Origin of the sequence: Clavibacter sepedonicus (assembly GCF_000069225.1) — a bacterium.
Lineage (GTDB): Bacteria > Actinomycetota > Actinomycetes > Actinomycetales > Microbacteriaceae > Clavibacter > Clavibacter sepedonicus.
Genome location: NC_010407.1, coordinates 80,614 through 94,060 on the forward strand (window position 1 = coordinate 80,614; position 13,447 = coordinate 94,060).

10 protein-coding genes are annotated in these 13,447 nt (G+C 73.4%); 4 read left to right on the top strand and 6 right to left on the bottom strand.

The genetic code is table 11. The features are described from left to right. Positions 1 to 52 precede the first annotated feature (52 nt). Positions 53 to 2,284 carry an acyl-CoA dehydrogenase family protein gene (locus CMS_RS00355; protein ID WP_012297557.1) on the top strand — a complete coding sequence of 744 codons (2,232 nt, stop codon included), beginning with the start codon at positions 53 to 55 and terminating at the stop codon, positions 2,282 to 2,284. 82 nt (positions 2,285 to 2,366) lie between these two features. Here CMS_RS00355 and CMS_RS16120 read toward each other — a convergent pair whose 3' ends face one another. From CMS_RS16120 to CMS_RS00380, 5 genes are all read right to left on the bottom strand, one after another. Next, the gene (locus CMS_RS16120; RefSeq protein WP_133064226.1) at positions 2,367 to 3,224 is read right to left on the bottom strand and encodes a M23 family metallopeptidase; all 858 of its coding nucleotides are present in this window, start codon (positions 3,222 to 3,224) and stop codon (positions 2,367 to 2,369) included. Between the two features lie 176 nt (positions 3,225 to 3,400). Further along, the gene (locus CMS_RS00365) at positions 3,401 to 4,009 is read right to left on the bottom strand and encodes a DUF1349 domain-containing protein (RefSeq protein WP_041464251.1); all 609 of its coding nucleotides are present in this window, start codon (positions 4,007 to 4,009) and stop codon (positions 3,401 to 3,403) included. 27 nt (positions 4,010 to 4,036) lie between these two features. Further along, the gene (locus CMS_RS00370; protein ID WP_041464791.1) at positions 4,037 to 4,381 is read right to left on the bottom strand and encodes a type II toxin-antitoxin system PemK/MazF family toxin; all 345 of its coding nucleotides are present in this window, start codon (positions 4,379 to 4,381) and stop codon (positions 4,037 to 4,039) included. Continuing rightward, a complete protein-coding gene (locus CMS_RS00375) occupies positions 4,378 to 4,629 on the bottom strand; it encodes a CopG family transcriptional regulator (protein ID WP_012297561.1) in 252 nt (83 codons plus the stop codon). The genes CMS_RS00370 and CMS_RS00375 overlap by 4 nt, the downstream gene beginning before the upstream one ends. Positions 4,630 to 4,699: 70 nt before the next feature. Further along, positions 4,700 to 5,422: an SGNH/GDSL hydrolase family protein gene (locus CMS_RS00380; RefSeq protein ID WP_223842678.1), complete on the bottom strand. Its 723-nt coding sequence runs from the start codon at positions 5,420 to 5,422 to the stop codon at positions 4,700 to 4,702. A gap of 179 nt (positions 5,423 to 5,601) precedes the next feature. On the opposite strand from CMS_RS00380, the gene pip reads away from it, so the two are divergent. Then, a complete protein-coding gene (pip, locus tag CMS_RS00385; protein WP_012297563.1) occupies positions 5,602 to 6,576 on the top strand; it encodes a prolyl aminopeptidase in 975 nt (324 codons plus the stop codon). Positions 6,577 to 6,645: 69 nt separating this feature from the next. Here the strand turns inward: pip and CMS_RS00390 are convergent, their stop codons facing one another. After that, positions 6,646 to 7,143: an adenylyltransferase/cytidyltransferase family protein gene (locus CMS_RS00390; RefSeq protein WP_012297564.1), complete on the bottom strand. Its 498-nt coding sequence runs from the start codon at positions 7,141 to 7,143 to the stop codon at positions 6,646 to 6,648. Positions 7,144 to 7,521: 378 nt separating this feature from the next. On the opposite strand from CMS_RS00390, the gene CMS_RS00395 reads away from it, so the two are divergent. Both CMS_RS00395 and CMS_RS00400 read left to right on the top strand, forming a co-directional pair. Beyond that, entirely contained in the window at positions 7,522 to 10,167 is a 2,646-nt protein-coding gene (locus tag CMS_RS00395) for a right-handed parallel beta-helix repeat-containing protein (protein WP_012297565.1), read from the top strand. A 352-nt stretch (positions 10,168 to 10,519) separates the two neighbouring features. Beyond that, on the top strand, positions 10,520 to 13,141 hold the full coding sequence (locus CMS_RS00400) for a right-handed parallel beta-helix repeat-containing protein (RefSeq protein WP_012297566.1): 2,622 nt from the start codon (positions 10,520 to 10,522) through the stop codon (positions 13,139 to 13,141). Positions 13,142 to 13,447: the final 306 nt, after the last annotated feature.

Genomic DNA, 13,447 nt, shown 5'->3' on the forward strand with positions numbered 1-13,447 from the left:
GCGTGGCCGGTGCCGGCGGGGACGCCGGCGCAGACGACGGCACGGAGGATCCATGGTCGACACGGCGGCACGAGGACGCACCACCCGCGGCACGAGGGGACGAGGCCCCGCCGCGGCACCGCAGGACGGCAGCGCAGCCCCCGAGGGCTCTCCCCACGAGGGCGCGCTCCGCGAGGCGGGCGTCCCGGTCGCCGGCGCCGTGGACGCCGAGGTCGCCCGCGAGCTCGACCGCACCGACGGCGACGCGGGGGTGGACACCGGCCCCCGCGTCGACGTCGAGGGCCTCGGCCGCGTGCTCCTCGGGCGCTGGGCCGACGTCCGCCGCTCGTCCCGCGAGCTGACAAGCCGCCCCGAGCTGCACCGCATGGAGGGCCTCGACATGCACCAGCACCGGGCGCGCGTGAGCGAGCAGCTGAAGATCCTGGTCGAGCACGGCGGCGTGCACCGCGCCTACCCCGTGTCCGTCGGCGGGCTCGAGGACCACGGCGGCAACATCGCGGGCTTCGAGGAGCTCGTGGCCGCGGATCCGTCCCTCCAGATCAAGGCCGGCGTGCAGTGGGGACTGTTCGGCTCCGCCGTGATGCACCTGGGCACCGAGCGCCACCACCGCGAGCTGCTCCCGGGGATCATGACGCTCGAGACGCCGGGCGCGTTCGCAATGACCGAGACGGGCCACGGATCCGACGTCGCCAGCATCGGCACGACCGCGACCTACGACCCCGAGACCGGCGAGTTCGACCTGCACACCCCGTTCCGCGCGGCGTGGAAGGACTACATCGGCAACGGCGCCATCGACGGCCGCGCCGCGACCGTGTTTGCGCAGCTCGTCACCCAGGGCGTGAACCACGGCGTGCACTGCTTCTTCGTGCCGCTCCGCGACGAGACCGGCGCGTTCCTGCCCGGCGTCGGCGGCGAGGACGACGGCCTCAAGGGCGGCCTCAACGGGATCGACAACGGCCGCCTCCACTTCGACCACGTGCGCGTGCCGCGCGCGAACCTCCTCAACCGCTACGGCGACGTGGCCGAGGACGGCACGTACACGTCGGAGATCTCGAGCCCCGGCCGCCGCTTCTTCACGATGCTCGGCACACTCGTGCAGGGTCGCGTGTCGCTCGACGGCGCCGCGACCAGCGCCGCCAAGATCGCGCTGCAGATCGCCGTCACCTACGGCAACCAGCGCCGCCAGTTCGTCGCGGGCGGCACCGACGAGGAGGTGCTGCTCGACTACCAGCGGCACCAGCGCCGGCTGATCCCGCGCATCGCGACCACGTACGCCGCGTCGTTCGCGCACGAGAAGCTCCTCACCCAGTTCGACTCCGTGTTCTCCGGCGCGACCGACACGGACGCGGACCGGCAGGACCTCGAGACGCTCGCCGCCGCGTTCAAGCCGCTGAGCACCTGGCACGCGCTCGACACGATCCAGGAGGCGCGCGAGGCGTGCGGCGGCCAGGGCTTCCTCGCGGAGAACCGGCTCGTCGGGCTCCGCGCCGACCTCGACGTCTACGCGACCTTCGAGGGCGACAACACCGTGCTCCTCCAGCTGGTCGCGAAGCGCCTGCTCACCGACGTGAACAAGCGCTTCGCGAAGGCCGACTTCGGGGTGCTGGCGCGCTACGCCGTCGAGCAGGCCGCGGATCGCACGCTGCGCTCGACCGGTCTGCGCACGCTCGGGCAGGCGCTCGCGGACCGCGGATCCACCGCCCGCTCCGTCGGCCAGCTGCGCGAGCCGGACACGCAGCGCGCGCTGCTGACGGGCCGCGTCGAGACCATGGTCGGCGAGATCGCGACCGCGCTCCGCGCCACCCGCAAGATGCCGCCGGCCGAGGCCGCCGCGCTCGTCAACCGGCACCAGGACGCGCTCATCGAGGCGGCCCGCGCGCATGCGCAGCTGCTGCAGTGGGAGGCGTTCACCGAGGCGCTGGATCCCGCGTCGGAGACCGGCCGCGCCATGGACGACGGCACCCGCAGGATCCTCACCTGGACCCGCGACCTCTTCGGCCTCCGCCTCATCGAGGAGGACCTGGCCTGGTTCCTGATCCACGGTCGCATCAGCTCCGCGCGCGCTCGGGCCGTCACGGCCTACGTCGACCGGCTCGTCGCCCGCCTCCGCCCGCACGCGCAGGACCTCGTGGACGCGTTCGGCTACACGCCGGCGCACGTCCGCGCGGCCGTGGCGTCGGGCGAGGAGAAGGACCGCCAGGACGAGGCGCGCGCGTACCGCGACGCCCGGATCGCCGACGGCTCGGCGCCGCGCATGGAGAAGAGCGAGAAGAAGAAGGGGTAGCGCGGTCATCCCGTCCCACGGACGCGCAGATGCCCGGGTCACCTCACGGAGGTGGCCCGGGCATCGTGGTGTCGCGGTCGGATCAGGCCTTGACCTTGACCTTCGCCGCGGTGGCGGTGGCGACGGCGTTGATGAACGTGGCGTCCTGCGCCAGGCGCGTGCCGAGACCGGCGACCATCTTCTCGATGTTCTCGGTCCGGGACCCGTATCCGATGATGGTCTGGAGGAGGCCCTGGTAGATCCCCTCGACGCTCTTCGTCTCACCGCCGTTCGACGGATTCCCTGTGTACCACTCGGCGCCCCTGATGGTCTGCGAGATGAGATTCGCGTCTGCCTGCGAGATTGCCATGCTTCCTCCTGCTAATGGTGCGTCATTGATGCGTGATGCGGGATCGATCGCCGTGTTGTTCTGACGGATCTCGATGTGGAGATGCGGTCCTGTGACATCTCCCGATGATCCGACCGCGCCCACGAAGGTGCCCCCGTCGACCTGCTGGCCGACGGACAACGGCGACCGTGACGACATGTGCGCATATAGGGAGCGCCAGTTGGAGCCGTCGCTGTCCGGGTGTCGGATGGTGATGCTGTGCCCGAAGGTGCCGGGTCCGCTGCTGTAGTCGATCCGCTCGACGGTCCCCACGCCGATGGCGAAGATGCTGGTCCCCGCGGCCGGCGCGAAGTCGATCCCGCGGTGGAGCGTCCGCACTCCCGTGATGGGGTGGATGCGGTACCCATAACCTGAGATCGGGCGGACGCGTGTGCTGAACGGGTGGTTCCATGCATTCTCGGCATTCGCGGCCGCAACGGGTTGCAGCACCTCCACGCCGAAAAGCGCGACCATGAACAGCGCTGCGGTGACTATCTGCCTGCGCGTCGCGCCGGTGCGCGGATCGACGATGTCGTCCGGCCCCAGCCCGTCGGGCGCGTCGAATGATTCCAATTCCTTGACCAATTTCCCCCCGAATGTCTTTCTCGAAGGTATCCAGCGACTGAGGGAGAAGGCAAGCGGAATGCGGTCCTCATCATTGCGGACGTGACCGCGTGCGGAGGATGCGGTATTCGCGCGCGGGATGCCGCGCGCCAGGCGGGATGGCCTCGAGAGGCGGAGGTGCCGCGCTACGCGTGCAGCGCCGCATCCGCCTGGCCCGTGCGCCACGACGCGAAGCGGGCCGTGAAGCCCGCGCGGGTGGGTGCGCAGCAGAAGGGGCCGGCGGTCACCCGGGCGTCGGGATCCAGCGGCGCGACGCGCACGAGCCGCCACGGCTCGCAGTCCACCCGGGCGCGCACCGTGAGGGCGTCGCCCATGCGGCTCGCGCGGATCGTCACGAGCCGGCCCGACCAGCCCGGCACCGGGGCGAGCGACCAGTCGGAGACGCCGCGCGTGACGACCGCGCCGAGGCCGTCCTCGCCGTCGCTGCGCTCGATGCCCGCCTTGATCCACGTCTCCGCGTCGACCCGCACGAAGACACCGGCCTGGTCGAACTGCTCGCGGAGGTCCAGCGTGAACGCCACCTCGACCGCGGCGCCCGGATCCAGGGGCGCGAGGAGCGCGTGCTCGGTGTCGTGCACGAAGCCGTACGAGGTCGTTCGCCAGGCGTCGCTGCCCTCGCGGGCGGTCACGTCCATGCCGCCGTCGTGGATGCGCACGGCCTCCGGTTCCGTCGTCCATGCGCCCCGGTTCCAGGGGATGTCGGCGAGTGCGGGGGATGCGGGGGAGTCGGTCATGGGATGACCGTACGCGGCGGGCGGACGTCAGACGGCGAGGAGGAGCCGCACGGCGGCCGACACCTCCGCCATGAGGTAGCCGGGGAGGTGCCCCACGGGGTGGGGCTCGATGAGCTCACGACTGACCGGCCCGATCTGGGGGACCACCGCCACCGAGTCCTTGTCCAGCCCCGACGCCGCTGCCGGGATGAACACGTTCCCCGGGAAGACTTGGAGGCGCACCTGCGAGGTGAACGGGATGATCACGATCGTGGCGATGCCGCTCTCGTTGATCCAGTCGTCCTGGATGACCAGGGACGGCCGGATCTTCGCCGGCTCCGACCCTCGGGGAGCATCGAAGCCGACCCAGACGACGTCCCCTCGGCGGATCACCACTCCGAACCGGTCCGCGCGATGCGCTCCGACTCGCGCAGGAAGTCCTCGCCCGCGGTGGGCTGTCCGACCTCGGCGATGGCGGCGTCCGCGAGACGCGTCAGCTCCGCCTTGTCGGCTCCCTCCAGCTCATCGGCGAGCTTCTGCGCTGCGACACGGTAGAACTCGGAGCGGGTCATCCCGAAGCGCTTCGCGACACGATCGAATCTCTCGAAGTCGGTGTCGGGGACGGAGATGGCGGTCTTCATGTATGCGAGTATAACCGGTCATACTCGCGTGGTCTGGCTCTTCACCGGACAAGCCCAGCCCGCGTCCCCGTCAGTCGGCCACGGGCCGCGGATCGCCCAGGTACGGCATGATCGCCTCCGCCCAGTGCGCGTGCATGACGCGGTAGGAGAAGCGGTCGCGGACGTGCAGGCGCGTGCCGGAGATGTCGGGGTGGGGCGCGTAGACGATGCCGTGCGCCGGGTCGTCGAGCCGGCTGGTGGCGCGGTTCAGCCGGGTGACCTGGGCGAGCAGCAGGTTCCGTCCGAGCATGGGGATCGGCTGGAACCGGTCCATGGGCGGGATGCCCATCAGCACGATCCGGCACGCGTCGCTGGCCTGTTCGCGGACGCAGCCGACGATGGCCTGGATCCGGTCCGTCCACTCCGCGGGGGACGTGGCGACGAGCACGTCCGGGATCCCGAGCGCGACGATCGCGAGGTCGAGCGGACCCGAGCGGCCGGTCATCAGGGCGGCGGCCTTGCGGGCGGTCATGTCGTAGGCCGCCACGGTCTCCCACTCGACGCCGCGCCCCGTGCGCGTGGAGCGCCGGGCGGCGACCTGCGCGGGCATGGCCATGCCGGCGAGGAGCACGCCGTAGCCGGCCACGCCGATGTCGCCCAGGAAGAGCACGCGCTCCGGATCCGGACCCGGGATCGAGGACACGTCGTCGTGCGGCGGGAAGATCGCCGCCTCCATGTCGCGCATGTAGAGCGCGAGATGGAGCCGGAGGGTGGGGCGCGCCACGGCGAGGGCCGCGATCGAGGCGAGCGGCATCACGGCTCGCCCGGTCGTCCGCGCGGCGGTGCGCGTCGTCGAGCGCCTCACGGGAAGGGCGGGCAATGGGTCCTCGTCTCCGGGCGGCGATGGGGCGATGTGTGGAAGGCTACGCGGCGCCCGGCGGCCCGCCCAGCTCCGCCCCGGATCGGGGGCACCGCCGCCCGTAGGCTCGTCGCATGCAGAGCCTCTTCCCCGAGATCGACCCGCACGACACCGGCTTGCTCGACGTGGGGGACGGGCAGCTCCTCCATTGGGAGGTCTCGGGCAATCCCGACGGGATCCCCGTCGTCTTCCTGCACGGCGGGCCGGGCGGCGGCACGAGCCCGACGCACCGGCGCCTCTTCGACCCGGCGAGGTACCGCATCGTGCTCGTCGACCAGCGCGGCTGCGGCCGGAGCACGCCGCACGTGTCCACCCCCGAGGCAGACCTGTCCGTCAACACCACGTGGCACCTCGTGGCCGACATCGAGCGGCTGCGCGAGCACCTGGGAGTGGAGCGGTGGCTCGTGTTCGGCGGATCCTGGGGCTCGACCCTCGCGCTCGCCTACGCGGAGACGCACCCGGCCCGCGTGACCGGCCTCATCCTCCGCGGCATCTTCACGCTGCGGGCGACCGAGCTCGACTGGTTCTACGAGGGGCCCGCCGGCATGGTCTACCCCGACGGTTGGGAGGCGTTCACGGCGCCCGTGCCCGGGGTGGAGCGCGGCGGGATCATCGCGGCGTACGCGGCGCTGCTCGCGGATCCCGACCCCGCGGTGCACGGGCCCGCGGCGGTCGCGTGGAGCACGTGGGAGGCGTCGGGCATCACGCTGCTGCCGAAGCCCGACGTGGTCGCGCGCTTCGCGGAGCCGACGTACGCGCTCGCGTTCGCGCGCATCGAGAACCACTACTTCATGCACGGCGGGTGGATGGAGGACGGGCAGCTGATCCGCGACGCGCACCTGCTCCGCGGCATCCCGACCGAGATCGTGCAGGGCCGATACGACATGTGCACGCCGGCCGCGACCGCGTGGGACCTGCACCTGGCCCTGCCCGAGGCGCGCTTCACGATGGTGCCGGACGCGGGGCACGCGTTCGACGAGCCGGGGATCCTCGACGCGCTGATCGAGGCGACCGAGCGCGCGGCGGACCGGCTGGCGCCCACGAGCTGACCGGGCGGAGCGCCGAACCGGGCGGAGCGCGGATCCGCCGCCGGGTCCGGCTCCGCCGCCGGGTCCGGCCTAGCGGCTGACGAGCGTCGACAGGGCGTGCGACGCCGGCTGCGCGAGCGTCGCCGCGGGGGCCGCCGCGGGCGCGCCGACGCCGCTCAGGATGTCGAGCGCGCGCCGCAGCCGGGTGCTGGAGGTGTGCATCGTGTACGGGAAGTACACGACCTCCACGCCGACGGCCGCGAACTCGGCCTCCAGGCGCTCGCCCTTCGGGGTGCCGCGCCAGTCGTCGCCCTTGAAGAAGACGTCGAAGCCCACCTCGCGCCAGGTGTCGAGCTTGTCCGGCAGGGTCTCCGCGCGGGCCTGGTCGACGTAGCTGATGTGGCTCACGATCTCGAGGCGCTCGGCGAGCGGCACCACCGGCGTGATGCCCTTGTTGCGCTCGAGCATCTCGTCGGAGACGACGCCCGCGATGAGGAAGTCGCACCGGCTCTTGGCGTGCTTGAGGATGTTGAGGTGTCCGACGTGGAAGAGGTCGAAGGCACCGGCGGCGTAGCCGATTCGGGTCATGGCACACGTGTCTCGGGTCGTCCGCGGTCCGGGCGCGGGTACGCGCGGATGCGGGATCGGGTGCAGCCCGGTGCGGGTACGCCGGGCGGGGGCCTCCTGCTCTCGACGACGCGGGTACGTCGGCCGCCCTGGGTGGGGGGCGACGGGGAGCGGGTGGACCTCCGGCGATCTTACGGGCGACCCGGCCGGCCGCGGAAGCGGGATACCCGAAAGGGGGGCATCCCGGTGATCCAGGGGGCACGCCCCCGTCGCCGCGGCCATGACCTCCGTTCGGGGGGCACAACAGCCTGTTGCTGAGCTACATTCGACCAACCCCACCTGTCTGGTGGGTTTTCATCGGCCTGTCTGACCGGCCGATCCGAGCGAGGACCCGCCCGCATGCGCCACCGCACCCCACCCACCGGATCGACCCGGACACCCGACGGATCGACCCCCGCCCGCACCGGGACGGACCGGCACGCCGCCGCCGCGACCCGCCCCCGCCCCGCCCGCCACCTGGTCGCGCTCGCCGTGGTCGTCGGGCTGGCCGTCCCGGCCGTCCTCGTCGCCCCGCAGGCCGCGAGCGCCGCGACCGGCCAGGACCTCACCGCGGGGACCCCCGTGTTCACCGACTCCTTCACCCGCAGCGCGACCGGGGGATGGGGCACCGCCGCCGGCACCGGGGCGTACTCCTACGACGGCGTCTCGGCGTTCCGCGCCAACGGCACGCAGGGCGTCATCGACCTCGCCCGGGCCGGCACCGCCGCGTCGGCCGCCGTCCCCGTGGCCGCTCCCGTCGACAGCGAGACGACCGTCCGCGTGCTGATCCCCCGCGTCCCCGCGCAGGGCAACGGCGTCTACGCCGGGCTCCAGCAGCGCGTGACGGGCTCCTCGTACTACCAGTCGAGCGTGCGGGTCGACAGCGCGGGCGACGCGCGGCTCTCGGTCGTGCGCGTCAACGGATCCACCGCGGGGCAGGCCACCGTGGTCGGCGACACCGTCGTGGCGCGGGGCGTCGTGCCCGGCCGCGTCGTGGTCATCCAGTCGCGCGTCTCGGGTTCCGCCGCCGTCGCGATCGACGCCCGCGCGTGGGTGGACGGCCAGGCCGTTCCCGGCTGGCAGGCCGCCGCCGTGGACACGAGCGCCTCGCGCCTCGTCGCGGGGACGGGCACGCGCCTGTGGTCGTACCTCTCGAAGTCGTCCGGGCCGCAGTCCGTCGCGTTCGACGACGTGGCGGTCCGGCCGCTCACAGCACCGGTCGCGGCACCCGCGCCGACGCCCACGCCTGCCCCGACGACGCCGGCTCCCGCGCCCGCGCCCGGCACCGGATCCGGCTCGTCCGACGCCGAGCAGGGCGTCTCCCTCGGCGACGCGCGCACGGGCGCGGGCTCCGCGCCCGTCGGATCCACCTCCTACGGCGTGCCGTCGGATGCGGTCTACGTCGCGCCGACCGGCTCGAACGGCGGATCCGGGTCGAAGTCGTCGCCGTACGCCACCATCCAGAAGGCCGTCGACGCCGCCCCCGCCGGGCGCACGATCGTCGTCCGTGCCGGCACGTACCACGAGTCGGTCGTGATGCCGCAGGGCAAGGCCCTCACGCTGCAGTCGTACCCGGGCGAGAGGGTGTGGCTCGACGGCAGCCGCCAGGTGTCCTCCTGGACGGCCTCGGGATCCACCCGCTACGCGAGCGGCTGGGACGTCGCCTTCGACGCCAGCCCCACCTACACGCGCGGCAAGCCCGACGGCACCGCGACCGGGTGGCGCTTCGTCGACCCGGCGTACCCGATGGCCGCGCACCCCGACCAGGTCTGGATCGGGCAGACGGCGCAGAAGCAGGTCGCCTCGCGCGACCGGGTCGTCGCCGGCACGTTCTTCGTCGACACCGCGGCCGACCGCCTCTACATCGGATCCGACCCGGGCAGCCAGCCGGTGCGCTCGAGCGACCTCGTGCAGGCACTCAGCGTCCGCGGCGACGGCAGCACGGTGCGCGGCATCGGGATCCGCCGGTACGCGCCCTCGGTGCCGGACCTCGGCGCGGTCGTCGTGCAGGCCCGGAACGTCACGGTCGAGAACCTCGTGATCACCGACAACGCCACCACGGGCATCTCCATCACGGCGACCGGGGCGAAGGCGACCGCGCTCACCGTGGCCCGCAACGGCATGCTCGGGATGCACGCGAACTACGCCGACGGGCTGCGCGCCTCGCGCCTGCTGGTGGCCGACAACGACACCGAGCGCTTCAACCGGGCGCCCGTGTCCGGCGGCTTCAAGATCACGCGCAGCCGCGACGTGGACGTGAAGGACAGCGCGATCCTCCGCAACGTCGGCAACGGCCTGTGGTTCGACGAGTCCGTCTACGACGCCGTCGTCTCGGGCAACGACGTGATGGACAACTCGGGATCCGGCGTCGCCTTCGAGCTCTCGGCGACCATCGCGATCGTGGACAACGTGGTGGCCCGCAACGGCGAGGAGGGCGTCTGGATCGACGACACCGGCCACGTGGACATCTGGAACAACACGTTCGTCGCGAACGACCGCAACATCGACATCTCGCAGGGCACGCGGCGCGCGTCGGACCTCTCGACGGCCGGCCACGATCCCCGTCAGAAGCTGCCGGACCCCACCGTGACGTGGGTGGTGACCGACGTCGACATCGCGAACAACGTGATGCAGGGATCCACCGGCAACGCGCTGCTGGCGGTGGAGGACCACTCGCACCAGCGCTCGGCCGGCCAGATGGGCATCACGACCTCCGGCAACGTCTACCAGCGCGACGCCGCGAACCGCCCCGGCTGGGCCGTGATCTGGTCCCGCGGTGCCGGGGACCCGGCCGTGTACGGATCGGTGCAGGCGTTCAGCGCCGCGACCGGCAACGACCGCTCGTCGCTCGCGATCGACGGGCGCCCGGTCGTGGGCTCGGGCTTCCGGCTCACCGACGAGGTGCGCCGCGTCGAGACGCAGGTAGCCGTGCCGCTGCTGGGCACGGTCGCGGGCCTCATCGGCTGGCTGACCGGCGCGCGCGAGCTCGGGGCCGACGTGGGCTGATCCCCGCACGCACGACAGGACGGGCCGACCCCTCGGGGTCGGCCCGTCCTGTCGTGCCCGGGGAAGTCGTCCCGTGCCCGGGCGGTCGTCCCCGTGCCCCGAGGCGGTGTGGTCCCAGCGCCCCCGGTGCGATCGTCCCCGCGCCCCGCAGCGCCCCCGGTGGGGGCGCAGGTGGTCGGGGCGTCGCCGTCAGGGCGGGAACCAGTGCGCCGGGCGGCGGGATGGGTACGACTACTGGCCCCGGCGGCGCGACCGGAGGGCGGGCGCGACGGAGCCTGGGACGACACCACCAGCCCGTCCCCGGACGGGCACCCACCGCCATCCGCCGCTGCGCACAGGCAAGGACCGTCCCATGAACGGCACGCCCCGCTCCTCACGCTCCCACCGCTCCCGGCACGCGATCGCGCTCGCGGTCGCCGCCGGGCTCGTCCTGCCCGCCGCGCTCGTCGCCGCGGATCCCGCGTCCGCCGCGACCGGCCAGGACCTCGTCGCCGGCGCCGCCGTCCACTCGGACGCTTTCACCCGCAGCGCGACCGGCGGCTGGGGGACGGCCCCCGGATCCGCGGCGTACGCCTACGACGTGCCCGCGGCCTTCCGCGTCAACGGCACGCAGGGCGTCGTCGACCTGCCGAAGGCGGGGACGTCGCTCACCGCGACGCTGCCGGGCACCGTCCCCGCCGACGCCGAGGCCACGATGCGCGTGATGCTGCCGCGGATCCCGGCCGTGGGCAGCGGCGTCTACGCGGGCCTCCAGCAGCGGGCGGCGGGCTCGTCGTACTACCAGACGAGCGTGCGCGTCGACCCGGCGGGGGACGCGCGGCTGTCGGTCGTGCGGGTGAACGGATCCACGGCCGCGCAGACCACGCTCGCCGCGGAGGTCGTGGTGGCGCGCGGACTCGTGCCGGGGCAGGTGCTGAGCGTGCAGTCGCGCGTCTCGGGATCCTCGCCGGTGGCCGTCGACGCGCGCGCCTGGCGGGTGGGCACGGCCGTCCCCGCGTGGCAGGCCGCCGCAACGGACGCGAGCGCCGCGCGGCTGACCGCCGGATCCGCGACCCGCGTCTGGTCGTACCTCTCCTCGTCGTCCCGCCCGCAGGCGCTCGCGTTCGACGACCTGGCGGTGCGGCCGCTGACGCGGGCGGGGTCGACGCCCGCGCCGACGCCGACCGCGACGCCGACCGCGACTCCCACGCCGACCGCGATCCCTACGCCGACCGCGACCCCGACCCCCACCCCGACCCCCACCGCCCCCGCGCCGACCCCGTCGGATCCGGAGCAGACCGTGCCCCGCGGCGACGCGCGGCCCGGCACGGGATCGGGCGCCGCCGCCGTGGGCACCACGACCTACCCGGCACCCGCCGACGGCGTGTACGTGTCGCCGACCGGATCCGACACCGGCGCCGGCACGAAGGCGTCCCCGTACGCGAGCATCCGCCGGGCCGTCGAGGCGGCCCCGTCCGGCCGCACGATCGTCGTCCGCGCCGGCACGTACCGCGAGACCGTGGTGATGCCCGCCGGCAAGGCGCTCACGCTGCAGTCGTACCCGGGCGAGGCGGTGTGGCTCGACGGGAGCCGCGCGCTGACCTCGTGGACCGCGTCCGGATCCACCCGCTACGCCTCCGGCTGGGACGTGACCTTCGACGCGAGCCCCACCTACACGCGCGGCGCGCCGGACGGCACGAAGGAGGGCTGGGCGTTCGTCGACCCGGCGCGTCCGTTGGCCGCGCACCCCGACCAGGTCTGGATCGGCCAGGCGGCGCAGCGCCAGGTCGCGTCGCTCGGGCAGGTGGTCCCCGGCACGTTCTTCGTCGACACCGCCGCCGACCGCCTGTACATCGGGTCGGATCCGTCGGGCCAGACCGTGCGCGCCAGCGACCGCGTCAGCGCCCTGGCCGTCCGCGGCGACGGCAGCACCGTGCGCGGCATCGGCATCCGCCGGTACGCGCCGTCCGTCCCCGACATGGGCGCGCTCGTCGTCAGCGGCCGGGACGTCACCATCGCGGACGTCGCGATCACCGACAACGCCACCACGGGCCTCTCCATCCAGGCGACCGACGTGACCCTGCGGGCGGTGACCTCGGCGCGCAACGGCATGCTCGGGATCCACGCCAACTACGCCGACCGGCTCCGCGCCTCCCAGCTCCTGGTCGCGGACGACAACACCGAGGGCTTCAATCGGGCCCCCGTGTCGGGCGGGGTCAAGATCACCCGCAGCCGCGACGTGGACGTGGTCGACAGCGCGTTCCTCCGCAGCGCCGGCAACGGCCTCTGGTTCGACGAGTCGGTGTTCGACGCGACGGTCGCGGGGAACGACGTGCTGGCGAACACGGGCAACGGCATCGTGTTCGAGCTCTCCGCGCAGCTCTCGTTCGTCGACAACGTCGCGGCGGGCAACGGCGCCGCGGGCCTCTGGATCGACGACTCCGGCCACGCGCAGGTCTGGGCGAACACCTTCTCCGCGAACAGGCGGGACGTGGACATCGCGCAGGGCACCCGGCGCGCGGCGAACCTGGGGGAGGCGGGCCACGACCCGCGGCAGCCGCTGCCGGACCCCACGGTCACGTGGATCGTCACCGACATCCAGGTCGCCGACAACGTGATGCAGGGCAGCACCGGCAACGCCCTGCTCGCCGTGGAGGACCACTCGCACGAGCGTTCCGCCACGCAGATGGGGATCACGACCGCGGGCAACGCGTACCAGCGCGACATCGCCTCGAGCCCGAGGTGGGCGATCGTGTGGGCCCGCGGCCCCGGCGACCCGGCCGTCCACGACACGGTCGCGGCGTTCGCGCAGGCGACGGGCAACGACCGGACGAGCCTCGACGTCGTGGGCCGGAAGGTGCTCGGATCCGGCTGGCGGCTCACCGCCGAGGTCGCAGCCCAGCAGGCCACGGTCGCCGTCGCCGTGCCCGCGGACGTCGCGGCGCTGCGCGGAGTGGCGACGGGCGCCCGCGTCATCGGGGCATCGGCCGGCTGAGCGCGTCCGGGCGGAGATCGGGGGACACCGTCCCCCGAAGGGGGAGGGGCGACGGGGCTCGGGGTGCGTTTAGCATTGCCACCGTCACCACCCGCCGTTCACCCGTCGTACCCGCGATGGACGCTCTCGGACGAGGCCCACCCAGCCCGTCCATCCCCGAGCTGTGGACCTGACGGGGTCTTCCCGGACCGCGTCGCACCCCGCATCACCCACCTGTAACCCGAAACGCAGGCACACACCCGATGAACCCGTCATCGGCGCAGGACCGTACCCGCCGTCCGCGCCCGAACGCGCCCACCCGCCCCT